Origin of the sequence: Paraburkholderia phosphatilytica, from assembly GCF_003443895.1 — a bacterium.
Lineage (GTDB): Bacteria > Pseudomonadota > Gammaproteobacteria > Burkholderiales > Burkholderiaceae > Paraburkholderia > Paraburkholderia phosphatilytica.
In genome coordinates this window covers 25,058-51,478 of sequence record NZ_QQOA01000018.1, presented here as the reverse complement: position 1 = coordinate 51,478, position 26,421 = coordinate 25,058, and the positions used below count along the sequence as shown (strand labels likewise).

The 26,421-nt window shown below is 64.4% G+C and carries 23 protein-coding genes; 17 read left to right on the top strand and 6 right to left on the bottom strand.

Going from position 1 to position 26,421, the window contains the following annotated elements; translation table 11 throughout:
- Positions 1–79: 79 nt before the first annotated feature.
- The 3 genes from DVS29_RS19905 to speE all read right to left on the bottom strand — a co-directional run bounded on the left by DVS29_RS19905 (position 80) and on the right by speE (position 2,257).
- Positions 80–820, bottom strand: coding sequence for a 16S rRNA (uracil(1498)-N(3))-methyltransferase (locus tag DVS29_RS19905; RefSeq protein WP_118182284.1), 741 nt, complete (start codon positions 818–820; stop codon positions 80–82).
- Between the two features lie 19 nt (positions 821–839).
- The gene (locus DVS29_RS19900; RefSeq protein ID WP_118182206.1) at positions 840–1,253 is read right to left on the bottom strand and encodes a VOC family protein; all 414 of its coding nucleotides are present in this window, start codon (positions 1,251–1,253) and stop codon (positions 840–842) included.
- Positions 1,254–1,357: 104 nt separating this feature from the next.
- A complete protein-coding gene (gene speE / locus DVS29_RS19895; protein ID WP_118182205.1) occupies positions 1,358–2,257 on the bottom strand; it encodes a polyamine aminopropyltransferase in 900 nt (299 codons plus the stop codon).
- Positions 2,258–2,617: 360 nt separating this feature from the next.
- On the opposite strand from speE, the gene tkt reads away from it, so the two are divergent.
- Both tkt and gap read left to right on the top strand, forming a co-directional pair.
- Complete coding sequence (gene tkt, locus DVS29_RS19890) at positions 2,618–4,645, top strand: transketolase (protein ID WP_118182204.1); 2,028 nt, start codon at positions 2,618–2,620, stop codon at positions 4,643–4,645.
- A 97-nt stretch (positions 4,646–4,742) separates the two neighbouring features.
- The gene (gene gap / locus DVS29_RS19885; protein ID WP_118182203.1) at positions 4,743–5,753 is read left to right on the top strand and encodes a type I glyceraldehyde-3-phosphate dehydrogenase; all 1,011 of its coding nucleotides are present in this window, start codon (positions 4,743–4,745) and stop codon (positions 5,751–5,753) included.
- Between the two features lie 217 nt (positions 5,754–5,970).
- Here gap and fur read toward each other — a convergent pair whose 3' ends face one another.
- On the bottom strand, positions 5,971–6,399 hold the full coding sequence (gene fur / locus DVS29_RS19880; RefSeq protein WP_118182202.1) for a ferric iron uptake transcriptional regulator: 429 nt from the start codon (positions 6,397–6,399) through the stop codon (positions 5,971–5,973).
- A 163-nt stretch (positions 6,400–6,562) separates the two neighbouring features.
- On the opposite strand from fur, the gene DVS29_RS19875 reads away from it, so the two are divergent.
- The 9 genes from DVS29_RS19875 (at position 6,563) to DVS29_RS19835 (ending at position 15,957) form a co-directional block, all read left to right on the top strand.
- Entirely contained in the window at positions 6,563–7,414 is an 852-nt protein-coding gene (locus tag DVS29_RS19875; RefSeq protein WP_240655698.1) for an outer membrane protein assembly factor BamE, read from the top strand.
- 7 nt (positions 7,415–7,421) lie between these two features.
- Positions 7,422–8,219, top strand: a complete 798-nt coding sequence (gene dapB, locus DVS29_RS19870; protein WP_118182200.1) for a 4-hydroxy-tetrahydrodipicolinate reductase — start codon at positions 7,422–7,424, stop codon at positions 8,217–8,219.
- Positions 8,220–8,313: 94 nt separating this feature from the next.
- Positions 8,314–9,081: a MotA/TolQ/ExbB proton channel family protein gene (locus tag DVS29_RS19865; protein WP_118182199.1), complete on the top strand. Its 768-nt coding sequence runs from the start codon at positions 8,314–8,316 to the stop codon at positions 9,079–9,081.
- 11 nt (positions 9,082–9,092) lie between these two features.
- Positions 9,093–9,545 carry an ExbD/TolR family protein gene (locus DVS29_RS19860; RefSeq protein ID WP_118182198.1) on the top strand — a complete coding sequence of 151 codons (453 nt, stop codon included), beginning with the start codon at positions 9,093–9,095 and terminating at the stop codon, positions 9,543–9,545.
- 178 nt (positions 9,546–9,723) lie between these two features.
- Positions 9,724–12,318: a leucine--tRNA ligase gene (gene leuS, locus DVS29_RS19855; protein WP_118182283.1), complete on the top strand. Its 2,595-nt coding sequence runs from the start codon at positions 9,724–9,726 to the stop codon at positions 12,316–12,318.
- 73 nt (positions 12,319–12,391) lie between these two features.
- Complete coding sequence (locus DVS29_RS19850) at positions 12,392–12,931, top strand: LPS-assembly lipoprotein LptE (protein ID WP_240655701.1); 540 nt, start codon at positions 12,392–12,394, stop codon at positions 12,929–12,931.
- Between the two features lie 45 nt (positions 12,932–12,976).
- Positions 12,977–14,110 carry a DNA polymerase III subunit delta gene (gene holA / locus DVS29_RS19845; RefSeq protein ID WP_118182196.1) on the top strand — a complete coding sequence of 378 codons (1,134 nt, stop codon included), beginning with the start codon at positions 12,977–12,979 and terminating at the stop codon, positions 14,108–14,110.
- Between the two features lie 82 nt (positions 14,111–14,192).
- Positions 14,193–15,464: a glutamate-5-semialdehyde dehydrogenase gene (locus DVS29_RS19840; RefSeq protein ID WP_118182195.1), complete on the top strand. Its 1,272-nt coding sequence runs from the start codon at positions 14,193–14,195 to the stop codon at positions 15,462–15,464.
- A 70-nt stretch (positions 15,465–15,534) separates the two neighbouring features.
- Positions 15,535–15,957 (top strand): CopD family protein, encoded by a 423-nt coding sequence (locus tag DVS29_RS19835; protein ID WP_420816140.1) that lies wholly within the window; start codon positions 15,535–15,537, stop codon positions 15,955–15,957.
- A 121-nt stretch (positions 15,958–16,078) separates the two neighbouring features.
- Here the strand turns inward: DVS29_RS19835 and DVS29_RS19830 are convergent, their stop codons facing one another.
- Complete coding sequence (locus DVS29_RS19830; protein WP_118182194.1) at positions 16,079–16,924, bottom strand: MurR/RpiR family transcriptional regulator; 846 nt, start codon at positions 16,922–16,924, stop codon at positions 16,079–16,081.
- Between the two features lie 350 nt (positions 16,925–17,274).
- Between DVS29_RS19830 and edd the strand changes: the two genes are divergently transcribed.
- The 4 genes from edd (at position 17,275) to DVS29_RS19810 (ending at position 22,136) form a co-directional block, all read left to right on the top strand.
- Positions 17,275–19,155 carry a phosphogluconate dehydratase gene (gene edd / locus DVS29_RS19825; RefSeq protein ID WP_118182193.1) on the top strand — a complete coding sequence of 627 codons (1,881 nt, stop codon included), beginning with the start codon at positions 17,275–17,277 and terminating at the stop codon, positions 19,153–19,155.
- 2 nt (positions 19,156–19,157) lie between these two features.
- Complete coding sequence (gene eda / locus DVS29_RS19820) at positions 19,158–19,802, top strand: bifunctional 4-hydroxy-2-oxoglutarate aldolase/2-dehydro-3-deoxy-phosphogluconate aldolase (protein WP_118182192.1); 645 nt, start codon at positions 19,158–19,160, stop codon at positions 19,800–19,802.
- A 430-nt stretch (positions 19,803–20,232) separates the two neighbouring features.
- A complete protein-coding gene (locus tag DVS29_RS19815) occupies positions 20,233–21,594 on the top strand; it encodes a GntP family permease (protein ID WP_118182191.1) in 1,362 nt (453 codons plus the stop codon).
- A 47-nt stretch (positions 21,595–21,641) separates the two neighbouring features.
- Positions 21,642–22,136 (top strand): gluconokinase, encoded by a 495-nt coding sequence (locus tag DVS29_RS19810; protein ID WP_118182190.1) that lies wholly within the window; start codon positions 21,642–21,644, stop codon positions 22,134–22,136.
- A gap of 115 nt (positions 22,137–22,251) precedes the next feature.
- Here the strand turns inward: DVS29_RS19810 and purB are convergent, their stop codons facing one another.
- The gene (gene purB, locus DVS29_RS19805; protein WP_118182189.1) at positions 22,252–23,640 is read right to left on the bottom strand and encodes an adenylosuccinate lyase; all 1,389 of its coding nucleotides are present in this window, start codon (positions 23,638–23,640) and stop codon (positions 22,252–22,254) included.
- 158 nt (positions 23,641–23,798) lie between these two features.
- Here purB and DVS29_RS19800 point away from each other — a divergent pair, with 158 nt between their 5' ends.
- Positions 23,799–24,758 carry a LysR family transcriptional regulator gene (locus DVS29_RS19800; RefSeq protein WP_118182188.1) on the top strand — a complete coding sequence of 320 codons (960 nt, stop codon included), beginning with the start codon at positions 23,799–23,801 and terminating at the stop codon, positions 24,756–24,758.
- A 211-nt stretch (positions 24,759–24,969) separates the two neighbouring features.
- Complete coding sequence (locus tag DVS29_RS19795; protein WP_118182281.1) at positions 24,970–26,283, top strand: Glu/Leu/Phe/Val family dehydrogenase; 1,314 nt, start codon at positions 24,970–24,972, stop codon at positions 26,281–26,283.
- Positions 26,284–26,421: the final 138 nt, after the last annotated feature.

The following is a 26,421-nucleotide window of genomic DNA, read 5'->3' as shown; positions in this document are numbered from 1 at the left end:
GAATGAAAAACGCCCGCCACATCTGATGTGGCGGGCATTTGCTTTTATGGCGTGAGCGACGCTGAAGCGCCGCGCTGGATCACCAGCCGCCCCAGCGCGCAGCCAGCGCGGCCAGCACCGCGATGCCGGCCGTTTCGGTGCGCAGCACGCGCGGTCCGAGCCCGACGGGCGCGAAGCCGTGATGCGCGGCGGCCGCTTCTTCGGCGGCCGAGAAGCCGCCTTCGGGGCCCACCAGCACGGTCACCGGTCCAGCCGGCGGCTCTCCCGGCAGCGCGTTGAAATGGTACGTGGCGCGCGGCGACAGCAGGATGCGCAGTTCGCCTTCGGCAGGCTCCTTCGACAAACCCGTGAGCCACGTGCCGATCTCGCGCGCGGGCGCGACTTCGGGCAGACGGTTGCGTCCGCATTGCTCGCACGACGCGCGCACGATGCCTTGCCAGTGCGCCTGCCGCCGCACCGCGCGCTCGCCGGCGAGACGCACGACGCTGCGCGTCGTGGTGAGCGGCACGAAGGACGATGCGCCCAGTTCCACCGCCTTCTCGATCAGCCAGTCCATCTTGTCGCCGCCGGCGATGCCCTGCGCGAGCGTCAACTGGTAGGGCGGCTCCGCTTCGGTCGCACGAAAATCGCCGATCTTCACACGCGCCGCGCGCCGTTCCACCTCGATCAGTTCCGCGCTGTACTCGCCGCCGAGACCGTTGAACATGACGATCGTGTCGCCGGGCTGCAGACGCAGCACGTGGACGTGGCGGGTGACTTCGTCGGGAAGGGAAAGCAGGTCGCCGGATCGGAAGGCATGATCAACGAAGAAGCGTGGCATCAGCGAAATACTCATTGGCTCAGGAAAGGTGACGAGCGAGCGCCCATCGGTAACCGTCCAGGTCTTCGATCTGGGCGAAACGGTCACCCCAGAACTGATCCTGCGGCTCGCTCAGCGATTTGGCGCCGGCGGCGAGCGCTTTCGCATAAACCGCGTCGACGTCGTCGACATAGAGGTAAAACGACTGCGGTGCAATTGTGTTTGCGCTGCGCGGGGTTTGGGCGGCCGAACCGAACGCGCCTTCCGGCGCGAACATCACGATCAGTTGCCCCTGGTACATCATTTCGACGTGCATGACCGCGCCGTCGTCCTGGACGCTGTCGCGCAGTTCGAAACCGAATGCCGCTTCGAAGAACGCAATGGCGGAGCGTGCATCGCGCACCGTCAGGTAGGGCGTCAACCAGGGTACTCCGGCCGGACGTGGGGCAGTCATGAAGTTCTCTCCTGTTCCAGTGTTCCGGGGCAGGCAACACACGACGGCGACGCTTTCCGCAACGGTCGGCCAGTGCAACGGCGCATTTTGCGCTGCCCTTCAAGTCAAGGCTCTAAGATTCGCCCTAGTTTATCTTGCCACGGCCGCGCGGCCGAAAAGAGCGCCGCATGGATCGACGGATCGTAGAAGCCAAGACCATCGATACCACGTTCGGCCGCCCGCTGGGCCAGTAGCGTCGCATCGGGCGAAGCGGGGTCGAGCGTGTCGCTCGCGATCGCCATGAGCCAGAGCGAACCGTAAAGCGGCACGAACGCGCCCAGCGCGCGGACCGTCGCAAATGTCGCGCCCAGATCGCGCAGCAGCGCGGCGATGCGCGCCGGGTGGAAGTACGGCGAGCCGAGATGCAGCGCGATCGTGGCGTCGTGCGACATCAGCTGCTTGAGGCGCCGGTAGAACGCCGGCGTGTACAGCGACGCGGCGGGCGAGTCGGGCGGCGTCAGATCGAAGACGACGTGGTCGAACTGCGCGGCGGATGCGTTTGGGGCAGCGGATGCGGGTGCATCAACCGCATGAGCGACGTAATCGGCGGCGTCGCCGATTACGAGCTCGACGCGCGGGTCGTCGAACGCATCGCCGTGCACGCCGGGCAGATGCGCGCGCGTGAGGCGCACGACCTCCGAGTCCAGTTCCGCGACGACGATGCGTTCGATACCCGCGTGCTTCAGCAACTGGCGCGCGGCCCCGCCGTCGCCGCCGCCCAGTACCAGCGCCGCGCGCGGCGCCGGCTGCGCGAGCAACGCCGGATGCACCATGCACTCGTGATAGATGAACTCGTCGCCGGCGGACGTCATCGGGCGGCCGTCGAGCGTGAACAGCCTGCCGAGCTGCGGCGTGTCCCAGATCTCGATGCGCTGATACGGCGAGTCGACGCGCTCGATCAGGCGCGCGTTCGGGAAGCCGTAGACGGCATCGGGCGTCGGGTGGAACAGGAGCGAGGCAGTCAAGGCGCGAGGGCTGGGCGGGTGGTCGGTCGTGTGCGTCGGTCGCGCGCAGCACGCATGTGGGTCGCATTATAGGGGGCGGCGGCTGGGTATCCGCTCGCGCGTGGCGAAGCGGCGTCCGGCGCCGCGAACCGGGCGCCGCAGCGGCCCTGGCGCGCTGGCGGCGCGCCGCTCGAACGCGCGGCCACCGGGAAAAACACATCAATCTGTTAGAATGTCACGCTTTGCAGCCCCGTCCGTTTGCTCCGCCCGTTTCGCGTCTCCCGGCGCCGCCCGCGCGCGTCGGCACACCGGTCGTCGAGCTTCCGGACACTCCCCGCGCCGCTGCGCAGCCGCTTTTTGCACTCGTTCTCCGGACTCGACATGACCACCTCGTCTCCCGCTTCCACCAGCCTGATGGCCAACGCGATCCGCGCGCTGTCCATGGATGCCGTGCAACAGGCGAACATCGGCCACCCCGGCATGCCGATGGGCATGGCCGACATCGCTGTCGCGCTGTGGTCGCGCCATCTGCGCCACAACCCGGCGAACCCGCACTGGTTCGACCGCGACCGCTTCATCCTTTCGAACGGTCACGGCTCGATGCTGCTGTACTCGCTGCTGCATCTGACGGGCTACGACCTGCCGATGTCGGAGCTGAAAAATTTCCGCCAGCTCCACTCGAAGACGCCAGGTCACCCGGAATACGGGATGACGGTGGGCGTCGAGACGACCACCGGTCCGCTGGGTCAAGGTCTCGCGAATTCGGTCGGCATGGCGCTCGCCGAAGCGCTGCTCGCGGCCGAGTTCAACAAGGCGGACGCGAAGATCGTCGATCACCACACGTACGTGTTCCTCGGCGACGGCTGCCTGATGGAAGGCATCTCGCATGAAGCCTGCTCGCTCGCCGGCACGCTGAAGCTGAACAAGCTGATCGCGCTGTACGACGACAACGGCATCTCGATCGACGGCCACGTCGAACACTGGTTCCACGACGACACGCCGAAGCGCTTCGAAGCGTACGGCTGGAACGTGATTCCGCACGTGGACGGCCACGACGTCGAAGCGGTCGACGCCGCGATCCGTCAGGCCAAGAATTCAGATCGCCCCACGATGATCTGCTGCAAGACCGTGATCGGCAAGGGCTCGCCGAACAAGGCCGGCACGCACGACGTGCACGGCTCGCCGCTCGGCGCGGACGAAGTCGCGAAGACGCGCGAAGCGCTCGGCTGGACGTGGGAGCCGTTCGTGATTCCGCAGGAAATCTACGCGGCGTGGGACGCGAAGGAAGTGGGCGCGGCCGTCGAGAAGACGTGGAACGACGCGTTCGCGCAGTACCGCGACAAGTACCCGCTGGAAGCTGCCGAATTCGAGCGCCGCATGTCGGGCAAGCTGCCGGGCAACTGGCAGGAAAAGGCGAAGGCGATCATCGCCGGCGCCAACGAGCGCGCCGAAACGGTCGCCACGCGCAAGGCGTCGCAGCAGACCATCGAAGGCCTCGCCGCGGCGCTGCCGGAACTGCTCGGCGGCTCGGCGGACCTGACGGGTTCGAACCTGACCAACTGGAAGGCGTCGAAGCCGGTGCGTGCCGGCAAGGACGGCGAAGGCATCCAGTGGGGCAACCACATCAACTACGGCGTGCGCGAATTCGGCATGAGCGCGGCAATCAACGGCCTCACGCTGCACGGCGGCTACAAGCCGTTCGGCGGCACGTTCCTGACGTTCTCGGACTACAGCCGCAACGCGCTGCGCGTGGCTGCGCTGATGAAGGCGCCGTCGATCTTCGTGTTCACGCACGATTCGATCGGCCTCGGTGAAGACGGCCCGACGCACCAGCCGATCGAGCACCTCGCGAGCCTGCGCCTGATCCCGAATCTGACGCTGTGGCGTCCGGCGGATACGGTGGAAACGGCGGTCGCGTGGACGTGGTCGATCGATCATCATCTGCCGTCCGTGCTGGTGTTCAGCCGTCAGAACCTGCCGTTCTGCACGCGCACCGACGCGCAGATCGAGAACATCGCGAAGGGCGGTTACGTGCTGCGCGACTGGAACGACGACGTGCCGGCACGCAAGATCATCCTGATCGCCACGGGTTCGGAAGTGGACCTTGCATTGAAGGCGATCGAACCGCTCGCGCGCGAAGGCATCGCAGCGCGCGTCGTGTCGATGCCGTCCACCAACGTGTTCGACCGGCAGGACGCCGAATACCGCGAGCGCGTGCTGCCGACAGGCGTGCGGCGTGTTTCGATCGAAGCGGGTGTGACGGATTTCTGGCGCAAGTACGTCGGCCTCGAAGGCGGCGTGGTCGGGATCGACACGTTCGGCGAATCGGCACCGGCAGGCGTGCTGTTCAAGCATTTCGGCTTCACCGTCGAGCATGTCGTGGCGACGGCCAAAGCCGCACTCGGCTGACCGGAATCAAAGCCGCAGCGCCGCCTGCCCCGGCGGCGCGCGGGCGGGTTGCCGTAAGGCCCATGCACCTATTTTTTCAGCCATCAGGAGATAGATCATGACGATTCGCGTCGCAATCAACGGCTACGGCCGGATCGGCCGCAACACGCTGCGCGCCTTCTATGAAAACGGCAAGAAGCACGACATCGAGTTCGTGGCGATCAACGATCTGGGCGATGCGAAGACGAACGCGCATCTGACGCAGTACGACACGGCGCACGGCAAGTTCCCGGGCGAAATCGCGGTTGATGGCGAGAACCTCATCGTCAACGGCGACAAGATCCGCGTGCTCGCGAACCGCAACCCGGCCGAGCTGCCGTGGGGCGAACTGGGCGTCGACGTCGTGATGGAATGCACGGGCTTCTTCACGACGAAGGAAAAGGCGAGCGCGCACATCAAGGGCGGCGCGAAGAAGGTGATCATCTCGGCGCCGGGCGGCAAGGATGTGGACGCTACGATCGTCTACGGCGTGAATCACAACGTGCTGAAGGCATCGGACACGGTCATCTCGAACGCATCGTGCACGACCAACTGCCTCGCACCGCTGGTGAAGCCGCTGAACGACAGGATCGGCCTCGAAAGCGGCCTGATGACGACGATCCACGCGTACACGAACGACCAGGTGCTGACCGACGTGTACCACGAAGACCTGCGTCGCGCGCGCTCGGCCACGCACAGCCAGATCCCGACGAAGACGGGCGCTGCGTCGGCGGTCGGTCTCGTGCTGCCGGAACTGAACGGCAAGCTCGACGGCTACGCGATCCGCGTTCCGACGATCAACGTGTCGATCGTCGATCTGTCGTTCATCGCAAAGCGCGATACGACGGTCGAGGAAGTGAACGCGATCATGAAGGAAGCATCGGAAGGTGCGCTGAAGGGCATCCTCGGTTACAACGCCGCGCCGCTGGTGTCGATCGACTTCAACCACAACCCGGCTTCGTCGACGTTCGATGCAACGCTCACGAAGGTGTCGGGCCGTCTCGTGAAGGTGTCGAGCTGGTACGACAACGAGTGGGGCTTCTCGAACCGCATGCTCGACACGGCCGTCGCGCTCGCCACCGCGAAGTAAAGCGCGAAACAAGCATGAAGCGCGGGCGCTTCGCGTGTCGAAGCGTCTCGCGTGACAGGTGCTGTAGGGCCGCTCCGCTGGAGCGGCTTTTTTACGTCTGGTACTGTGGCGGGCGCGCGAACCGCGCTCGCATCATCTGCGAAGCGCGGCAGCAGCGGGTCAAAAGAAAGGCCCGGTCAGGCGCTGCCTGCCGGGCCGAATCTTTCGGCGTGTTTCGTCAGTGCTTGCGATGCGGGCACTTTTCCTTCGTGCAGGCGCCATAGAGAGCGAGCGCGTGCTCCTGCAGTTTGAAGCCGCGTTCCTTCGCGATCATCTGCTGGCGGTTTTCGATTTCGGGGTCGAAAAATTCTTCGACGAGCCCGCAGTCGAGACACACCAGGTGGTCGTGGTGCGACCCCTCGTTGAGTTCGAACACGGCCTTGCCGGATTCGAAGTTGCTGCGCGTGAGGAGACCAGCCTGCTCGAACTGGGTGAGCACGCGGTAGACGGTGGCAAGCCCGATGTCGAGTTCCTCGTGCAGCAGGCTGCGGTACACGTCTTCCGCAGTGAGGTGACGCACGGGGCTATGCTGGAATATCTCGAGAATCTTCAGGCGCGGAAGGGTCGCCTTGAGCCCGATATTCTTGAGATCGGTTGGATTGGTCATGTCAAGGGATCCCTAGAGTACAATGCAGGGTTCTAATAGTAATGCGTTTTTGCGGTTCTGGTCACTGCCACCTTTGATGGAACGAACGACGCGCGGCCTCTTTGCTGCCCGCACGGTGAGGGAAATGATTTCAAAATCTTTATTGATCTATCGGGGGAGCCGCGTGCGGAGCACCTTGATCGCTGCCGCGGCCATCGCGGCGCTGGCCGGATGCTCGACGTATGACAGCGTGTCGCAGAAGATCGCGCAAAGCATCACGCCGTACCGCATCACCATCGTTCAGGGCAACTTCGTATCGAGCGAAATGGCCGCACAGATGAAGATCGGCATGACGCGCGACCAGGTGCGTCGCCTGCTCGGTACGCCATTGCTGACCGACATGTTCCATGCAGACCGCTGGGACTACGTTTTCTATTTCAAGCGCGGCTCGACCTCGGTCGTGCAGCAGCGTGACTTCATCGTGAACTTCGGCGGCGACACGGTTTCGAGCTGGAGCGGCGGTGAAGATCTGCCGTCGAACCTCGAACTGCTCGCGGACATCGACGGCGACCGCAAGGGCAAGAAGGTCGCCGCTCCGAAGCCGGCCAGCGCGCCAGCAGCGGCAAGCGGTATCGCCGCGCTGCCGCCGGCCACCGCGGCTTCGTCGGCCACGTCGACGCAGGACGCGACGCGTTCGCCGTCTACGGATGCAGCGGCAGCCGCCGCCGCATTGCCGGACACGAGCCCGAACGCGCAGGCCGCCGCCGCCGCGAACCGCGCAACGGAAGCGGTGCAGGCGCCGACCGGCCGGCAGACGCCGTCGGTGCGCGCGGGCAACCCGAGCGTCGACATGCCGCCGGGCACGATCTCGCCGGCCACGCCGCAGATCCAGCTCCAGCGTCCGCCGCAGCCTACCTTCCAGGGGCAGGGCCAGGAGAACCCGGTCGGCCCGACGGGTAGCGGCAGCGGCGACAGCGGTGCGCCGAACAACAACACGAACTCGACCAACTCGACCACACCGGGAACGGGTAGCTGATTTCGCCATGAAGATTGCCATTGCTGGGGCGTCCGGCCGTATGGGCCGGATGCTCGTCGAAACTGTCCTCAACGATCCCGATGCGACGCTCGCCGGCGCGCTCGACCGTGCTGGCTCGCCGCATCTCGGCCAGGACGCGGGCGCATTCCTCGGCAAACAGACGGGCGTCGTGCTGACCGACGACATCGACCGCGTATTCGGCGAAGCCGATTACCTGATCGACTTCACGCGTCCTGAAGGCACGATGCAGCACATCGCGGCCGCGCAGAAGCATGGCGTGAAACTCGTCATCGGTACGACCGGCTTCAGCAACGAGCAGAAAGCCGAGATGCGCGCCGCGGCGGGCAAGATCGCCATCATGTTCGCGGCGAACATGAGCGTCGGCGTGAACGTGACGCTGAAGCTGCTCGAGTACGCCGCGCAGCATTTCTCGCACGGCTATGACATCGAGATCATCGAGGCGCATCACCGTCACAAGATCGATGCGCCGTCGGGCACCGCGCTGATGATGGGCGAGGCGGTCGCGGGCGCGCTCGGGCGCAAGCTCGACGACGTTGCGGTGTATGGTCGCGAGGGCATCACCGGCGAGCGCGATCCGTCCACGATTGGCTTTTCGGCCATTCGCGGCGGCGACATCGTCGGCGATCACACGGTGCTGTTTGCCGGCATCGGCGAGCGTATCGAGATCACGCACAAGTCGGCGAGCCGCCAGTCTTACGCACAGGGCGCGCTGCGCGCCGTGCGCTTCCTCGAAGGCCACGCGAGCGGCCTCTTCGACATGCAGGACGTGCTCGGGCTGCGCTGACGCGTAGCCTGGCCTGCAGCGACATCGGCGGTGGTGCGTTACTACGTACCACCTGCCTTTTCTCTCTGACCCAACCGCGAGGTTCCAACGTTCGATGGCAACCACCGGCATCTTCCACTACCTCGAAACCAGCGACGCCGTCACGCATGGCGTGGCGTACGTGCTGCTGGCGATGTCGGTGGCGAGCTGGTGCTTCCTGATCGTCAAGAGCTGGATCCTCACGCGCGCGCGCCGCCAGGGGCCGCGCGCGGTCGCGCTGTTCTGGCGTGCGCCGACTTTGTCGGACGGTATAGCGACCTTGCGGATCGCCGATCGTGAGCGCGTGTTCGCACCGCTCGCCGAGGCGGCGCTGCACGCGGCCGAAGCGGACATGCCCGGCGCGCTGCTCGGCAAGGTGGAGCGCAGCGAACGCGTGCTGCGCGCGCTTCGGCAGGCGCTGCACGCGTCGCAGCGGCGGCTGGAGTTCGGGCAGGTGCTGCTGGCGTCGGTGGGGAGCACGGCGCCGTTCGTCGGCCTGCTCGGCACCGTGTGGGGCATCTATCACGCGCTCGGCAGCATCGCGGAGAGCGGGCAGGCGATGATCGAAAACGTCGCGGGTCCGGTCGGCGAGGCGCTGATCATGACCGCGTTCGGGCTCGTGGTCGCGATTCCCGCGGTGCTCGCGTACAACGTGCTCGGGCGGATCGCGCGGCAGGTGTCGGAGGATCTCGATGGCTTCGCGCACGATCTGCATGCGTACGTGTGTCCGCCTTCGTCCGCGGCGGCATCTACGCAGCCGGCACATACGGTGACGTCGATGTCGTCTTCCAATACCGTGCGGCCGGCGCCCGAGGTTCAGTCGAGCGACGTTTCGCAGCATTGAAGGAGTTCGGGATGGCATTCGGCGGACTCGAAAACAGGCAGCAGGCAGCACCGATGGCGGACATCAACATGACGCCGCTGATCGACGTGATGCTCGTGCTGCTCGTCATCTTCATCATCACGGCACCGCTTTTCACACACGCGATCCGGCTCGACTTGCCGAAGGTCGCGTCGCCGGCCGCGCGGCAGACGCCGCAGACCATCACGCTATCCATCGACGCTGCCGGCAAGCTCTACTGGGACGGCACGCAGCAGACGATGGACGAAGTGCGCTCGCGTCTCGTGCAGGCGGGCAGGGCGTCCGCGACGGATCAGCCGGAAATTCATCTGCGCGCCGCGCGCGATACGCGCTACGACGTGATCGCGCAGGTGATGGGCGCGGCGCAGCAGGCAGGCGTCGAGCGGCTGGGGTTCGTGACGGAGCTACCGCAGCAGGGCAGCGGCCAGGGCGACAACGGCCACTGACGCACGCAACGCCCAGCACCCCTCGTCCATCTGGCCAACGTGCCGCCCCTGCGGCGCCGTCGCCCATATCGGGCGGTATAATCAGCCCTTTCCCCGTCGTCCGGGGAAGCGACATCTCAAATCCATCAGAAGCACGATGGCGCGGTGCATCGGCACCGGGCCCGGCGATCCACACACCATGCACGAAAAATACGTTCCCTCCGACGTCGAATCCGCCGCGCGCGAGCAGTGGCAGTCCGTGGACGCGTACCGCGCCACGGAAGCGAACGACAAGCCGAAGTTCTACTGCGTGTCGATGCTGCCGTATCCGTCGGGCAAGCTGCACATGGGGCACGTGCGGAACTACACGATCAACGACGTGATGTACCGCTATCTGCGCATGAACGGCCACAACGTGCTGATGCCGATGGGCTGGGACGCGTTCGGCATGCCTGCCGAAAACGCGGCGATGGCGAACGGCGTGCCGCCCGCGCAATGGACGTACGACAACATCGCGTACATGAAAGGCCAGATGCAGGCGATGGGCCTCGCGATCGACTGGTCACGCGAAATCGCCACCTGCAAGCCGGACTACTACAAGTGGAACCAGTGGTTCTTCCTGCGCATGCTGGAAAAGGGCATCGCGTACAAGAAGACTGGCACCGTGAACTGGGACCCGGTCGACCAGACCGTGCTCGCGAACGAGCAGGTGATCGACGGTCGCGGCTGGCGCTCGGGCGCGCTCGTCGAGAAGCGCGAAATCCCGATGTACTACCTGCGCATCACGCAGTACGCCGATGAACTGCTGAACGACCTCGACGGCCTTGGCTGGCCCGAGCGCGTGAAGGTGATGCAGCAGAACTGGATCGGCAAGAGCTTCGGCGTGAACTTCGGCTTCCCGTACACGCTCGATGGCGAAGAAAAGCTGCTGCGTGTGTTTACCACGCGCGCGGACACGATCATGGGCGTCACGTTCTGCGCGGTCGCGGCCGAGCATCCGCTCGCCACGCGCCTTGCGCGCGACAACCCCGCGCTGCAGGTGTTCATCGAAGAATGCAAGCGCGGCGGCGTGGCGGAAGCCGACGTTGCGACGATGGAAAAGAAGGGCATGGCCACCGGCTTCCATGTGAAGCATCCGCTCACGCAGGAGCCCGTCGAGGTGTGGGTCGGCAACTACGTGCTGATGAGCTACGGCGAAGGCGCGGTGATGGGCGTGCCGGCGCACGACGAGCGCGACTTCGCGTTCGTGAAGAAGTACGGCATTCCGGTGCAGCAGGTCGTCGCCGTCGAAGGCCAGACGTTCTCCACGGATGAATGGCAGGAGTCGTACGGCGACAAGGAGAACGGCCGGCTGATCAACAGCGGCAGGTACGATGGCCTCGGGTACGCGGAAGCCGTCGATGCGATCGCTGCTGATCTGAACGCGCTGGGCCTTGGCGACAAACAGGTCACGTGGCGTCTGCGCGACTGGGGCATTTCACGCCAGCGCTACTGGGGCACGCCGATTCCGATCATCCACTGCCCGTCGTGCGGCGACGTGCCGGTGCCGGACGAAGATTTGCCGGTCGTGCTGCCGGAAGACCTCGTGCCGGACGGCACGGGCAATCCGCTCGCGAAGTCCGAAGCGTTCGTGAACTGCTCGTGCCCGAAGTGCGGTTCGCCCGCGAAGCGCGAGACCGACACGATGGACACGTTCGTCGATTCGTCGTGGTACTTCTACCGCTACGCGGCGCCGGATGCGAAGGCGATGGTCGACGAGCGCACCGACTACTGGATGCCGATGGACCAGTACATCGGCGGCATCGAGCACGCGATTCTGCACCTGTTGTACTCGCGCTTCTGGGCGAAGGTATCGCGCGACCTCGGTCTCGTGAAGTTCGGCGAGCCGGCGAAGAACCTGCTCACGCAGGGCATGGTGCTGAACGAAACCTACTACCGCGAAAACGAGGCGGGCAAGAAGACCTGGTACAACCCGGCCGACGTGACGGTCACGCACGACGGCAAGGGTCACCCCATCGGCGCGACGCACAATACCGATGGCTTGCCGGTGACGCTTGGCGGCGTCGAGAAGATGTCGAAGTCGAAGAACAACGGCGTCGATCCGCAGATGCTGATCGACCAGTACGGTGCCGATACCGCCCGACTGTTCGTGATGTTCGCCGCGCCGCCGGAACAGCAGCTCGAGTGGTCGGGCGCGGGTGTGGAAGGCGCGAGCCGCTTCCTGCGTCGCGTGTGGGCGTATAGCCACGCGAACGCCGAGGCGCTGCGTGCTCGCGCAGGCTTCGATGCCGCGCAGTTGAGCGACGCGGACAAGACGCTGCGTCGCGAGATCTACACGGTGCTGAAGCAGGCCGATTTCGACTATCAGCGGCTGCAGTACAACACGGTTGTGTCCGCGGCGATGAAGATGCTGAACGCGGTCGAAGGCGCGAAGAACGCGTCGGCTCCGGTGGTACGCGAGACGTTCGGCGTGCTGCTGCGCGTGCTGTATCCGGTCGTCCCGCACCTCACGTTCCAGCTGTGGCAGGAACTGGCTTACGCGGACGAGTTCGGTACGCTGCTCGACGCGCCGTGGCCGAAGGTCGACGAGGCCGCGCTCGTGCAGGACGAGATCGAACTCGTGCTGCAGGTGAACGGCAAGGTGCGCGGTGCGTTGACGGTCGCGGCGAGTGCTTCGCGCGAAACGATCGAACAGACTGCGGCCGCGCACGAGATGGTCGCGAAGTTCGCCGAAGGCCGCGCGCCGAAGAAGATCATCGTTGTGCCGGGACGTCTCGTGAACGTCGTGGTTTGACGCGGCCTCGGGTTTGTCTGATTTGTCTGATTTGTCTGGTCGCGCAACAGGAGCGAATGTGACTCGCAGATTGATGTTTCTGGTGCTGGCGTGCGGCGTGTCGGTGCTTTCGGCGTGCGGTTTTCAGCTGCGCGGCCAGCAGGATTACGCGTTCAAGCGCCTCGTGATCAACGGCGCGCCGGCGCCTGTCGCCGCGCGTCTGACGCGGATGGTGCAGGGTGGCAGCGATACGGTGATCGTGAGTTCCGCGGCGAATGCGGACGCGATCCTGAACGTCAGCGAATCGCGCGGTACCGGTGTGCTGACGCTCAGCTCGCTCGGTGTGGTCGAAGAGTATGAGCTCGACTACGCGCTGAACTACTCGCTCACCGGCAAGGACGGCACCGTGCTGATTCCGCCGAGCTCGATCCACCTCAACCGCGCGATGACGTATAGCGACCAGTTCTCGCAGGCGAAGGCCGCCGAAAGCGACGTGCTGTTCGCCGATATGCAGAACGACGCGGTCGATCAGCTGACACGGCGTCTCGGCGTGGTGCACTCGCTGCATCCGGCTCCGGGCCAGACGGTGCCGGGCATTTCGCCGCGCGCGCCGTTGCCGCCGCCGCCGCTGTGATGGGTTTGTTTTTCATGTTGTACTGACCGCCCAGGCATTGTCTTCATGCAACTGCGACTCGATGCGCTCGAACCGCACCTCGCGAAAGGTCTCGCGAGTTTGTACGTCGTCTATGGCGACGAGCATCTGCTCGTGCAGGAAGCGTGCGACCGGATTCGGGCTTGCGCGCGTGCGGCTGGCTATACGGACCGTTCGGTGTTCACGGTCGAGCGTGGCTTCGACTGGAGTTCGCTGCTGGGCGCGAGTCAGTCGATGTCGCTGTTCGGCGACCGGCAACTGGTCGAGCTGCGGATTCCTTCGGGGAAGCCTGGCAAGGATGGCGGCGAGGCGCTGCGTGCGCTCGCGTCGTCGGCAGCTGGCAACCAGGATGTGCTGACCATGATCACGCTGCCGCGTCTCGATGCAGCCACGCAGAAAGGCGCGTGGTTCACGGCGCTGATGGACGCGGGTGTGGCGCTGAAGGTCGATCCGATCGAGCGGGCGGCGTTGCCGGCGTGGGTTGGTCAGCGGCTTGCGCAGCAACAGCAGCGCGTGGCGCCTGGCGATGAAGGCCGGCGTGCGCTGCAGTTCATTGCCGAGCGAGTAGAAGGGAATCTGCTTGCCGCGCATCAGGAGATCCAGAAGCTCGGGCTGCTGTATCCGGCTGGCGCGCTGAGTCTCGAGCAGGTGCAGGACGCTGTGCTCAATGTCGCGCGCTACGACGTGTTCAAGCTCAACGAGGCGATGCTGACCGGCGACGTTAGTCGTTTGACGCGGATGCTCGATGGGCTGCGCGGTGAAGGCGAGGCGTTGGTGCTCGTGCTGTGGGCCGTCGTCGAGGAAGTGCGGATGCTGCTGCGCGTGAAGCGTGGCGTGGCTGCGGGCAAGCCTTTGCCGATGCTGCTGCGAGAGAACCGGGTTTGGGGGCCGCGTGAGCGGCTCGTCGGGCCGGCGTTGTCGCGTATCAATGAAGTTGCGCTGGAGAAGGGCCTCGCGCTGGCGGCGAAGCTGGATCGGCAGGTGAAGGGCCTGTCGGGCGGCGCAGGTGCGCGCTCGGATCATCGTAACGACCCACCGCCTGATCCGTGGGATGGGCTGTTCGAACTCGCGATGACGGTTGCGCGCGCGAGCGATACGCCGTCGTCGCCGAAGCCGCCGCGACCGCCGATGCGTGCTTCTTCTTCACAGCGCGCGGTCTGAAACGTGCTACCTCGGCACGGTGCGCGGTTTGCGGCGCACCGTCCGCGCCTGCGACAACACAGAACTACCGTAGAGACACACGATGGACATCGACCAGTACATGACCGATCTCGGCCGCCGCGCGCGCAAGGCGTCGCGGGCGATGGCGAGCGCGACGACGGCGGCGAAGAACGCCGCGCTCGAAGCGATCGCCAACGCGATCGAACGCGATTCGGCACTGTTGAAGGAAGCGAATGCGCGGGACCTCGCGCGGGCACGAGACAAAGGCCACGACGCTGCGTTCATCGATCGTCTGACGCTGTCGGACAAGGCGCTGAAGACGATGGTCGAAGGGTTGCGGCAGGTGATGTCGCTGGCGGATCCGATCGGCGAGATCAGCAATCTGAAGTATCGGCCGAGCGGGATTCAGGTCGGCCAGATGCGCGTGCCGCTGGGCGTGATCGGCATCATCTACGAGTCGCGGCCAAACGTGACGATCGATGCAGCCGCGCTGTGCCTGAAGTCCGGTAACGCGACGATTCTGCGCGGAGGCTCGGAGGCGATCGAGTGCAACACGGCGCTTGCTCGTTTGATCGGCGAGGGTTTGACGGCGGCAGGTTTGCCGCAGGATGCCGTGCAGGTGGTCGAGACGCCGGATCGTGCGGCAGTCGGCAAGCTGATCACGATGATCGAGTACGTCGATGTGATCGTGCCGCGCGGGGGTAAGAGTCTCATCGCGCGTCTGATTGAGGAATCGCGGGTGCCGATGATCAAGCACCTCGATGGAATCTGCCATGTGTACGTCGATGATCGTGCTGATCTCGCGAAGGCGATGACCGTTTGCGATAACGCGAAGACGCATCGTTACGGTACGTGCAACACGATGGAGACGCTGCTGGTTGCGCACGGGATTGCTAACGAGGTGCTGCCGGCGCTCGGGCGGTTGTATCGCGGGAAGGACGTCGAACTTCGCGTGGACTCGGCGGCGCGTACTGTGCTGTCTGCGGCGGGGGTGTCACCGCTGGTCGATGCGACCGAGGAAGACTGGCGCACCGAATACCTGGCGCCGGTGCTGGCGGTGAAGGTGGTGGACGGTCTGGATGATGCGATCGCGCACATCAACGAATACGGCTCGCATCACACGGATGCGATCGTCACCGAAGATCACGACCGCGCGATGCGCTTTCTGCGCGAAGTCGACTCGGCCAGCGTGATGGTGAACGCTTCGACCCGATTCGCCGATGGGTTCGAATTTGGCCTTGGCGCGGAGATCGGGATTTCCAACGATAAGCTCCATGCGCGTGGGCCGGTGGGGCTGGAAGGACTGACGTCGATGAAGTATGTCGTGTTGGGGCATGGGGAAGGGCGGCAGTGATCGCTGTCGCCGTTCAGCCTTCCGCAACAAATCCGGCCACTTTTCTGATCGCTTGCTCGCGATAACGGAACTGAAGATGCTCTGGATCAAGACTTTTCACATCGTTCTGATTGCTGCCTGGTTCGCTGGTTTGTTCTATCTGCCCAGGATCTTTGTGAATCTGGCAATGGAGACTGAGCCTGCTGCCGTTGCCCGGCTGCTCATCATGGCGCGCAAGCTGTTTCGGTTCATGTCGTTTATTGCCGTGCCTGCGCTGTTGTGCGGACTCTGGCTGTGGCTCGTTATCGGTATCGGTCGCGGGCAGGGTTGGATTCACGCCAAGGTCTTTGTCGTGGCTCTGCTAGTGGCTTATCACGCCTATTGCGGCGTGCTGCTGCGGCGGTTCGAGCGCGGGGAAAACACACGCTCGCACAAGTGGTACCGGATGTTCAACGAGCTTCCCGTGCTGGGGATGCTCGCGGCGGTGGCGCTGGTGGTGATCAAGCCATTTTGAATGAGGCAGGGCTGCCCGCCGGACGCGCGTTTCCATTTCATTGAAGTTTCACTGCGCCATACGGTGCGGTATGCGCTTGCCTGTCTGCTGTTGCGTGAGTTGCGTGGCCGGGCCGGACAGGTCAGCTTTCCCCGCCCACTCTGCGCCGCGCGATCAGGTCCTTCGCTCCAGCCAGCCGTTCTGCGAGCTCGGGTCCACGCCTGAGCGCCACCCCAACCGCAAGAATGTCGCCGATCGCGAGATGTGACGTGCGCGACGTCATCGGCGAAAAGATGTCAGTGTCTTCGTCGACGTTCGCGAACAGGCCGATTGTCGCCAGCCGGGCCAGCGGCGAACTGCCGTGCGTCACGCCGATCACTTTCGCGCCGCCGGCAAGCGCCGAGCGCGCCGCATCGATGATGTCCCGCGTGCGCCCCGTGTTCGATATCGCGACGACGACGTCGCCTTCGCCAAGCAGCGCTGCCGACATCAGGAACGTATGCGGGTCCGAATACGCGACGCTCGGCATGCCAAGCCGAAAGAACTTGTGCTGCATATCCAGCGCGGCAATGCCCGACCCGCCCGCGCCGTAAAATTCGATGCGCTTCGCGTTCGCCAGTACATCGATGGCCGCAGCGACGCTATCCGTCGACAGGTTGTTGCGAACCTGGATCAGCGCACCGATCGTCCGGTCGAGCACTTTCGCTGCGACGCCCGGCGTCGGTTCATCCGGCTGCACATCGCGGTAGACGGCCGGCACGTCGGTTGCGATGCCTTGCGCGAGCCGGATCTTGAACTCGCGAAAACCGGAGAAACCCAGCGCATGGCAGAAACGCGCGATGGTCGGCTGGCTGACGCCCGCACGCGTCGCGACTTCTGTCATCGACAGATCGAGCACCTCGCGCGGCGCCTCGAGCACGTAGTCCGCCAGCTTCCGCTCGGAAGGGCGTAACTGATCGCGCATTTCCTCTACCTGGGACAGCATCATCGAAAAACCCGCACTATGCTGAAAAGCGTTGCCCGGACTATAGCGCACGATCCAGATTTGTACAAAAACTACATAACTACATGTCAGGGTTATCCCTGAAAGTTGCGGTGCAACGGAAATCGTACTCAGCGTAGGCAAAACGGCCCGATTCATGCGCCGCATGCATCGAACCAACCAGACATTGAAGTCTTGTAGTTTTTCTACTAAACTGCGCGTTGCCGGCAGACAAAAGCAGCGAAGCAGCACATGCAGCAAGCAGCAGGAGACACACCGCACCCGGCATTCCCCGAATTCACGTCCGGCGCTGAACGCAGGGCCGTAACGAACCAGCCAGCGATGAAGGAGCTTCGATGGTTTCCCCGCATTCGCAACTGATCAAGGTCACCGAGCGCGTCATCGAGCGCAGCAAGCCGACCCGCGACGCCTACCTCGCCCACATCGACCGCGCGCAGGGCCGCTTCCCGGCCCGTGGCGCGCTGTCGTGCGCGAATCTCGCGCACGGCTTCGCAGGCCTTGAAGGCAACGACAAGCTCGTCATCAAGCAGATCCGCGAGCCGAACATCGGCATCGTCTCGTCTTACAACGAGATGCTGTCCGCGCACGCGCCCTACAAAACCTACCCGGACATCATCAAGCAGGCCGCGCGCGAAAACGGCGGCGTCGCGCAGTTCGCGGGTGGTGTGCCGGCGATGTGCGACGGCGTCACGCAGGGCAACGCGGGCATGGAGCTGTCGCTGTTCTCGCGCGAGACCATTGCGATGAGCACGGCGATCGCGCTCACGCACAACATGTTCGACGCGGCGCTGTGCCTCGGCATCTGCGACAAGATCGTGCCAGGCCTGATGATCGGCGCGCTGCAGTTCGGCCATCTGCCGACCATCTTCGTGCCCGCGGGGCCGATGACGAGCGGCATCACCAACGACGACAAGGCGAAAGTGCGCCAGCGTTTCGCCACCGGCGAATGCGGCCGCAATGAGCTGCTGGAGTCGGAAGCCGCCGCGTACCATGGTCACGGCACCTGCACGTTCTACGGCACCGCGAACAGCAACCAGATGCTGATGGAAGTGATGGGCATGCATCTGCCGGGCTCGGCGTTCGTGCATCCGCACACGCCGCTGCGCGACGCGCTCACCGCGCAGGCCGCGCGCCGCGTGCTCGATCTTACCGTCGAACGTGGCAACTACACGCCGATCGGCCACGTGGTCGACGAGAAGGCGGTGGTCAACGGCATCGTCGCGCTGCTCGCGACGGGTGGCTCGACGAACCACACGCTGCACCTGGTCGCGATCGCGCGTGCGGCGGGCATTATCATCGACTGGAACGACTTCGACGAACTCTCCGCGAGCGTGCCGCTGCTTGCGAAGGTCTACCCTAACGGCAAGGCCGACGTGAACCATTTCCACGCGGCGGGCGGCGTCGCGTTCCTCGTGCGCAATCTGCTCGAAGGCGGTCTGCTGCACGAAGACGTGAAGACGGTCGCGGGCCCTGGGCTCAAGCATTACACGCAGGAGCCGAAGCTGATCGACGGCAAGCTCACGTGGGTCGACGGCGCGGCGGAAAGCGGTGACCGCGCGGTGCTGCGCAGCATCGAAGAACCGTTCCAGCCGGATGGCGGCCTGCGTCTGATGCAAGGCCGTCTTGGCCGCGGCGTGATCAAGATCTCCGCGGTGGCGAAGGAACATCGCAAGGTCCGGGCGCCGGCGATCGTGTTCGATTCGCAGGAAGCCGTGCAGGAAGCGTTCGACAACGGCGAGCTGAAGCGCGATTTCATTGCCGTGGTGCGCTTCCAGGGCGCGCGGGCAAACGGCATGCCTGAGCTGCATCGTTTGACGCCGCTGCTCGGCGTGTTGCAGGATCAAGGTTTCCACGTCGCGCTGGTGACGGACGGCCGCATGTCCGGCGCGTCGGGCAAGGTGCCGGCGGTGATCCACCTGTCGCCGGAAGCGTTGCTGCAAGGCCCGCTCGGCAAGGTGCAAACCGGCGACATGCTGGTGATCGACGCGGAAGCCGGCGTGCTCGACGTCGAGCTCGACGATGCAGCGTGGGACGCGCGCTCCGTCGCGCAGCCGCTCCATCAGGCGGACAACGAAGTCGGCTTCGGCCGCGAACTGTTCGGCGTGTTCCGTTCCGCTGCGGCGCCGGCGGAACTGGGCGCGTCGGTATTTGGCCCGCTCACGGGCGAAACCGAAGCGGCGCATCGGCATCCCGCGCTGCAGAAAGAGGGAGTCTGATCATGACGGACAAGACAGTCGCTGAAATCGTGCGCCTCGGCCCGGTGATTCCGGTGCTCGCATTCGATACCGCCGAGCAGGGCGAGCACGTGTCGCGCGCGCTGCACGCGGGCGGCGTGAAGGTGCTGGAGATCACGCTGCGCACGCCGGCTGGTCTGCAGGCGATCGAACGCGCATGCCACCTGGCCGAAGATATCGTGGTCGGCGTGGGCACGATCACGCGGCCCGAGCACTGCGCGCAGGCCAAAAAGGCGGGCGCGAAGTTCGGCGTGTCGCCGGGTCTTACGAAGGACATGCACAAGGCCGCGCAGGACGCCGGCTTGCCGCTGCTGCCGGGCGTGATGACGCCGAGCGACATCATCGTCGCGCTCGAACTCGGTTACGAAACCGTGAAATTCTTCCCGGCGCAACAGGCGGGCGGCGTGCCGATGCTGCAGGCGTTCCATGGTCCGTTTCCGACACTGAAGTTCTGCCCGACGGGCGGCATCACCGCCGAGACGGCGCCGAACTTCCTCGCGCTGCCGAACGTGGTGTGCGTCGGCGGATCGTGGCTGACGCCGAAGTCCGCCGTCTCCGCGCAGAACTGGGACGAAGTCACGCGCCTCGCGCGCGCGGCCAGCCAGCTTGCTGCTGCGCCTGCGCACTGAAAGTGAACCCGGAAGTGCAAGGCCGGATATAGGCTGACGAAACCGGCGCGCTCGAGAAGCGCGCCACGCTCGATCCGGCAGAGCAATACAAGACGCCTCGCCGATGCGGCTTCAGCAGTAGCCGTCGTCGGCGGGGCGTTCGTTTTGATGGCCGATGCATCGCCACATCGGCGAGGAATGCGTCGCTCACGCGCTGCACCGCATCACCAATCCAGCCCCTCGGACAACCGCAAACAACGGCAAACCCGAAGCCCGTTTTCCGCTCGCAGACAGTAAAATTCAGCGTCCACAGCGATGAACGCGCGCGATGACGTACGGGTCCGCGCGATGCAGTGCGTCGTGATTCGAGGCGACGCTTCCATAAAATCGACACAGAGCGAAGGTGACGTCAGGTAATACGCCCGCTCGATAACACCAAGGGAGGGGCTTCATGGAAGTTGCTCACGGCAGCATGCTGCTGGTCTACGCAGTGATCGCGATCGCGCTCTTGATCCTGTTGATCACGCGCTTCAAGGTCTATCCGTTCCTCGTCCTCATCATCGTGTCGTTGCTGCTCGGTCTCGTGGCCGGCATGCCGATGGGCACGATCGTGAAGTCGTTCGAAACCGGTAACGGCAATACGCTTGGCCACATTGCGATCGTCGTCGGTCTCGGCACGATGCTCGGCAAGATGATGGCCGAATCCGGTGGTGCGGAGCGCATCGCGACCACGCTGATCGAGTGGTTCGGCGAGAAGAACATTCACTGGGCGATGATGTTCGTCGCGATCATCGTCGGTTTGCCGGTGTTCTTCGAGGTCGGCTTCGTGCTGCTGATCCCTATCGCGTTCAACGTCGCGAAGCGCACCGGTAAATCGCTGCTGCTGATCGGTCTGCCGATGGTCGCGGGGCTGTCCGTCGTGCACGGTCTGATTCCGCCGCACCCGGCCGCGATGCTTGCGGTGCAGGCGTATCACGCCGACATCGGCAAGACCATCGCATACGGTCTCATCATCGGCATTCCGACAGCGATCGTCGCGGGTCCGCTGTTCGCGCTGCTGATCCATCGCACGGTGAAGCTGCCCGAGCACAACGCGCTCGCCGCACAGTTCATCCAGGCGGAGGACAAAGAGCACCAGCGCGAGCTGCCGAGTTTCGGCATCACGTTGCTCACGATCCTGCTGCCGGTGATCCTGATGCTGATCGGCAGCTGGGCCGATCTGGTATTCGCGCCGAAGACGCTGCCGAACGACCTGCTCAAATTCGTCGGTAACTCGGACGTCGCGCTGCTGATCGCGGTACTCGTCAGCTTCTGGACCTTCGGTGCGAAGCGTGGCTTCACGAAAGAGCAGATCCAGAAGTTCTGCGGCGACTGTCTTGCGCCGATCGCGGGCATTACGCTGATCGTCGGCGCGGGCGGCGGCTTCGGGCGCGTGCTGATGGATAGCGGCATCTCGAAGGAGATCATCAACGTCGCGACGAGCGCGCATCTGTCGCCGCTGATGTTCGGCTGGATGGTCGCGGCGCTGATCCGCCTCGCAACCGGCTCGGCGACGGTCGCGATGACGACTGCCTGCGGCATCGTCGCGCCGATCGTGACGACGGGCGCTGTGCAGGTGCGGCCGGAACTGCTGGTGCTTGCCACGGGATCGGGTTCGCTGATTTTCTCGCACGTGAACGACGGCGGCTTCTGGCTGATCAAGGAGTACTTCGGCATGACAGTCGGCCAGACGTTCAAGACGTGGTCGCTGTGCGAGACCATCATCTCGCTGTTGGGGCTGGCTTTGACCTTCGCGCTCGCGACGGTCGTGTAAGGCTCGCGTAGGTCATGTAGCGCGTAGTTCAAGCAAGGAGCAGTTGAATGATTCTGATCGCAATGGGTGTGTCGGGTGCGGGCAAGACGCGGATCGGCGAGTTGCTGGCCGAGCGGCTTCACTGCGAATTCACGGATGGCGACGCGTTTCACAGCGCCGCCAACAAGGAGAAGATGCACAAGGGCATCCCGCTCACCGACGAAGATCGTTGGCCGTGGCTGCGTACCATCCGGGCCGCGATCGAAGCGAAGCAGCGCGCGGGCGAGACCGCGGTGTTCACATGCTCGTCGCTAAAGCGCTCGTATCGCGACATCCTGCGCGACGGCGACAAGGACGTGATCTTCGTCTACCTGGAAGGATCGGAAGCGCTGCTGCGCGAGCGGCTCAATTCGCGCACCGGGCATTTCTTCGATCCGTCGCTGCTGAAGAGCCAGCTCGATACGCTCGAAGTGCCGGGTCCTGACGAAGCGATCGAAGTGAGCATCTCGCTGACGCCCGAGCAGATCGTCGATGAAGTGTTGAAGCAGCTCGAAACGCGTTGAGCGTGTGAAAAGCAACAGCCCCGCGCAGTGCATCCACTGCGCGGGGCTTTGTCATTTATTCAGGCATCACATCGCACAATTCATGCGATGCAGTAGCAGCGGCCGGTCAAACGCCTCATGCAATCCGCTTCGCCAGCTCCGCCGCCTTGCCCACATACGAACCCGGCGTCATATCGAGCAGACGCTGCTTCGCGTCCTCGGGAATCGCGAGACCGCCGATGAACGTGCGCAGCGCCTCGCGCGTGATGCCCTTGCCGCGCGTCAGTTCCTTCAACTGCTCGTACGGATTCTCGATGCCATAGCGGCGCATCACTGTCTGCACCGGCTCGGCGAGCACTTCCCACGTCGCGTCGAGGTCGTCGTTCAGACGCTGCGGGTTCACTTCGAGCTTGTCGATGCCGCGTGTCAGCGCATCGTACGCGAGCAGCGAGTAGCCGAACGCGACACCAATATTTCGGAGTACCGTAGAATCCGTCAGATCGCGCTGCCAGCGCGACACCGGCAGCTTGTCGGCCAGATGGCGCAGCGTCGCGTTCGCGAGACCGAGGTTTCCTTCCGAGTTCTCGAAGTCGATCGGATTGACCTTGTGCGGCATCGTCGACGAACCGATTTCGCCGGCCTTCGTTTTCTGCTTGAAATAGCCGAGCGAGATGTAGCCCCACACGTCGCGGTCGAGATCGAGCAGGATCGTGTTCGCGCGCGCCACGGCATCGAACAGTTCGGCCATGTAGTCGTGCGGCTCGATCTGAATCGTGTACGGATTGAAGCTGAGCTTGAGGCGGTTCTCGACGACGTCCTTCGAGAACGCTTCCCAGTCGAACTCCGGATACGCGGACAGATGCGCGTTGTAGTTGCCCACCGCGCCGTTCATCTTGCCGAGCAGTTCGACCTTCTCGATGCGCGTGATCGCGCGCGCAAGACGCGCGGCGACGTTGGCGATTTCCTTGCCGAGCGTGGTCGGGCTTGCGGGCTGACCATGCGTGCGCGACAGCATTGGTTGATCGGCCTGCGCATGCGCGAGCGCGACGAGCCGCTGATGCACCGAGCGCAGCGCCGGCACGATCACGTGCTCACGCGCGCCCGCGAGCATCAGGCCATGCGACGTGTTGTTGATGTCTTCCGACGTGCACGCGAAGTGGATGAACTCGCTCGCGCGCTCGAGCTCCGGCTGACCCTTTACCGATTCCTTCAGCCAGTATTCGACGGCTTTCACGTCGTGGTTCGTCACGCGCTCGATGTCCTTGATGCGCGCGGCGTCGTGCGCGGTGAAGCGCTCGATCAATTGCAGCAGGAACTGTTCCGATTCCTTCGAGAAACGCGGCACTTCAACGAAGCCCGCGTGCGACAGCGCGATCAGCCAGTGAATCTCGACCGTCACGCGATGGCGCATGAACGCGGCTTCCGAGAGCCATTCGCGCAGGGCTTCGGTCTTCGACGCATAACGGCCGTCGAGCGGGGAGAGCGCGGTCAGCGCGAACAGGGTGTCGGGGCGGGTGTCGGACATGATGGGGCCACGCAGAACGTAAAGAAGACGGAGAAATCCGAGGAGAACCGCGAATTTTACCACCGGATGTGCAGCCGGCCCGGCCGACCCCGCTAGAATGGCGGCTTCGTTTGCCTTGACCCTCTAAGCTCACACGTCCTCTAAGCGGAAGCTGCTGCATGGAACTCAAATGGCTCGAAGACTTCGTCTCGCTCGCTGAAACCCGCAGCTTCAGCCGCTCGGCCGAGTTACGACACGTCACACAACCGGCGTTCTCGCGCCGCATCCAGGCACTGGAAGCGTGGCTTGGCACGGAACTGATCGACCGTTCGGTTTATCCGACGCGCCTGACGAACGCCGGCCAGGTCTTCTACGAGCAGGCGCTCGCGATGCTGTCGCAGTTCCACGAAGCCCGTACGCTGCTGCGCGGCCACACCACGACGCCGGCGGCGACCATCGAATTCGCGGTGCCGCATACGCTGTCACTGACCTACTTTCCACGTTGGCTGCAGCGCATCGAAGCGAAGCTCGGCTCGATCCACACGCGGCTGCGCGCGCTCAACGTGCACGATGCGGTGCTGTCGCTGGTGGAAGGCGGCTGCGATCTGGTGATGGGCTACCACCATCCGAGCCATCCGGTTGCGCTCGATCCAGCACGTTATGACATGTTGACGCTCGGCATCGAGCCGATCAGTCCGTTCTCGGCGGCCACGCGCGCGGGCCGGCCGCGTTACATGCTGCCCGGCACCGCCGATGCGCCCGCGCCGTATCTGTCGTACACGCCGAACGCATACCTCGGCCGCATGACGGAGGTGATCTTCGCGAACGCGCCGTCGCGCGTCTACCTGGACCGCGTGTACGAAACCGACATGGCCGAAGGCTTGAAGGCGATGGCGCTCGCGGGGCACGGCATCGCGTTTCTGCCACACAGCGCGGTCGAAGATTCCGTCGCCGAAGGTCACCTGATCCGCCTCGACCGCGCCGCGCGCGGCACCACCGGCGGGCAGTTCACGCTGACGATGGAGATCCGCCTCTATCGCGACAAGCTTGCCGCGCAAGGCGACGATGCGCGTCACGAAGTGGCCCGTGCCTTGTGGGACGTGGTAACCGGCGAACTGGCGCAAGACAGCCAGACATAAGCTTCATCGGGCAAAGACAACGTGGCAGCAAGCAAAACCCGCAACAGGTTATTGCCTCGCGCTTTCGCGCGCATGTACTCCGGCAAAACTCCCGCCGCAAGGGGCTTCGATGCGTTATGCAAGAAAAACATAATGGGATGACCAAACGGCATTGGATTTCGCGAAGGCGATTTTCCAAAATGGCGAGCATTCATCGACCGCCGGAGCGTTCATGTCGTCCCAATCGTCGTCTGCCTCTTCTGTTATCTCCCAGCAGTCCATTCCCTCCTATCTTCATGCCGACGACCTCGGTCCCTGGGGCAACTATCTGCGCCAGGTCGATCGCGTCGCGCCGTATCTCGGTTCGCTGTCGCGCTGGCTCGAAACCCTGAAGCGTCCGAAGCGGATTCTCGTGGTGGACGTGCCGATCGAACTCGACAACGGCACCGTCGCGCACTTCGAAGGCTATCGCGTGCAGCACAACGTGTCGCGCGGTCCGGGCAAGGGCGGTGTGCGTTATCACCAGGACGTGACGCTGTCGGAAGTGATGGCGCTGTCCGCGTGGATGTCGGTCAAGAACGCCGCGGTGAACGTGCCGTACGGCGGCGCGAAGGGTGGTATCCGTCTCGATCCGCGCAAGCTGTCGCGCGGTGAGCTCGAGCGCGTGACGCGCCGCTACACCAGCGAAATCGGCATCATCATCGGACCGAACACCGATATCCCCGCGCCGGACGTGAACACGAACGAGCAGATCATGGCGTGGATGATGGACACGTACTCGATGAACCAGGGCCAAACGGCCACGGGCGTCGTGACCGGCAAGCCGATCACGCTCGGCGGCTCGCTCGGCCGCCGCGAAGCGACCGGCCGCGGCGTGTTCGTCGTCGGCTGCGAAACGGCGCGCCGCATCGGCATGGAAATCGAAGGCGCGCGCATCGCGGTGCAGGGCTTCGGCAACGTCGGCGGCATCGCGGCTCGGCTGTTCCAGGAAGCCGGCGCGAAGATCGTCGCGGTGCAGGACCACACGGGCACGCTCTACAAATCCACCGGCATCGACGCGGGCGCGCTGCTCGAGCACGTCGCGAAGCACGGCGGCGTGGGCGGCTATCCGGAAGCGGACACGATCGCGAACGAAGACTTCTGGACGGTCGAATCGGACATCCTGATTCCGGCCGCGCTCGAAAACCAGATCACCGAAAAGAACGCCGGCAAGATCAGGACGAAGATCGTCGTGGAAGGCGCGAACGGCCCGACCACCACGGCGGCCGACGACATCCTGCACGACAAGGGCATCCTCGTGATCCCGGACGTGGTCGCGAACGCGGGCGGCGTGACGGTGTCGTACTTCGAATGGGTGCAGGACTTCTCGAGCTTCTTCTGGACCGAAGACGAGATCAACCAGCGACTCGAACGCGTGATGCGCGAGGCGTTCGCCGCGGTGTGGCAGGTGGCGAGCGAGCAGGGCGTGTCGGTGCGTACGGCGGCGTTCATCGTCGCGTGCAAGCGCATCCTTCAGGCGCGTGAAATGCGTGGTCTGTACCCCTGATCGAATGCGTCGCACCGTCCGCATACGTTCGACGCACGGAAACAGGCATCGAAACGTAACGGCAAGCATTCGACAGAAAACTGCAAGCTCCAAGTTGGGCGACGCCTTCCAGGGCGTCGCCCGTTTTTTGTGCGTTAT

What these genes read in the sequence shown, in the direction of transcription:
- fur (WP_118182202.1), bottom strand. Translation starts at nt 6,399, where the DNA reads ATGACCAATCCAACCGATCTCAAGAATATCGGGCTCAAGGCGACCCTT.
- DVS29_RS19860 (WP_118182198.1), top strand. Translation starts at nt 9,093, where the DNA reads ATGGCATTCGGCGGACTCGAAAACAGGCAGCAGGCAGCACCGATGGCG.
- DVS29_RS19830 (WP_118182194.1), bottom strand. Translation starts at nt 16,924, where the DNA reads ATGATGCTGTCCCAGGTAGAGGAAATGCGCGATCAGTTACGCCCTTCC.
- DVS29_RS19815 (WP_118182191.1), top strand. Translation starts at nt 20,233, where the DNA reads ATGGAAGTTGCTCACGGCAGCATGCTGCTGGTCTACGCAGTGATCGCG.
- DVS29_RS19905 (WP_118182284.1), bottom strand. Translation starts at nt 820, where the DNA reads ATGCCACGCTTCTTCGTTGATCATGCCTTCCGATCCGGCGACCTGCTT.
- DVS29_RS19900 (WP_118182206.1), bottom strand. Translation starts at nt 1,253, where the DNA reads ATGACTGCCCCACGTCCGGCCGGAGTACCCTGGTTGACGCCCTACCTG.
- DVS29_RS19810 (WP_118182190.1), top strand. Translation starts at nt 21,642, where the DNA reads ATGATTCTGATCGCAATGGGTGTGTCGGGTGCGGGCAAGACGCGGATC.
- leuS (WP_118182283.1), top strand. Translation starts at nt 9,724, where the DNA reads ATGCACGAAAAATACGTTCCCTCCGACGTCGAATCCGCCGCGCGCGAG.
- DVS29_RS19800 (WP_118182188.1), top strand. Translation starts at nt 23,799, where the DNA reads ATGGAACTCAAATGGCTCGAAGACTTCGTCTCGCTCGCTGAAACCCGC.
- edd (WP_118182193.1), top strand. Translation starts at nt 17,275, where the DNA reads ATGGTTTCCCCGCATTCGCAACTGATCAAGGTCACCGAGCGCGTCATC.
- DVS29_RS19795 (WP_118182281.1), top strand. Translation starts at nt 24,970, where the DNA reads ATGTCGTCCCAATCGTCGTCTGCCTCTTCTGTTATCTCCCAGCAGTCC.
- DVS29_RS19850 (WP_240655701.1), top strand. Translation starts at nt 12,392, where the DNA reads ATGTTTCTGGTGCTGGCGTGCGGCGTGTCGGTGCTTTCGGCGTGCGGT.
- holA (WP_118182196.1), top strand. Translation starts at nt 12,977, where the DNA reads ATGCAACTGCGACTCGATGCGCTCGAACCGCACCTCGCGAAAGGTCTC.
- gap (WP_118182203.1), top strand. Translation starts at nt 4,743, where the DNA reads ATGACGATTCGCGTCGCAATCAACGGCTACGGCCGGATCGGCCGCAAC.
- purB (WP_118182189.1), bottom strand. Translation starts at nt 23,640, where the DNA reads ATGTCCGACACCCGCCCCGACACCCTGTTCGCGCTGACCGCGCTCTCC.
- tkt (WP_118182204.1), top strand. Translation starts at nt 2,618, where the DNA reads ATGACCACCTCGTCTCCCGCTTCCACCAGCCTGATGGCCAACGCGATC.
- DVS29_RS19840 (WP_118182195.1), top strand. Translation starts at nt 14,193, where the DNA reads ATGGACATCGACCAGTACATGACCGATCTCGGCCGCCGCGCGCGCAAG.
- eda (WP_118182192.1), top strand. Translation starts at nt 19,158, where the DNA reads ATGACGGACAAGACAGTCGCTGAAATCGTGCGCCTCGGCCCGGTGATT.
- DVS29_RS19865 (WP_118182199.1), top strand. Translation starts at nt 8,314, where the DNA reads ATGGCAACCACCGGCATCTTCCACTACCTCGAAACCAGCGACGCCGTC.
- dapB (WP_118182200.1), top strand. Translation starts at nt 7,422, where the DNA reads ATGAAGATTGCCATTGCTGGGGCGTCCGGCCGTATGGGCCGGATGCTC.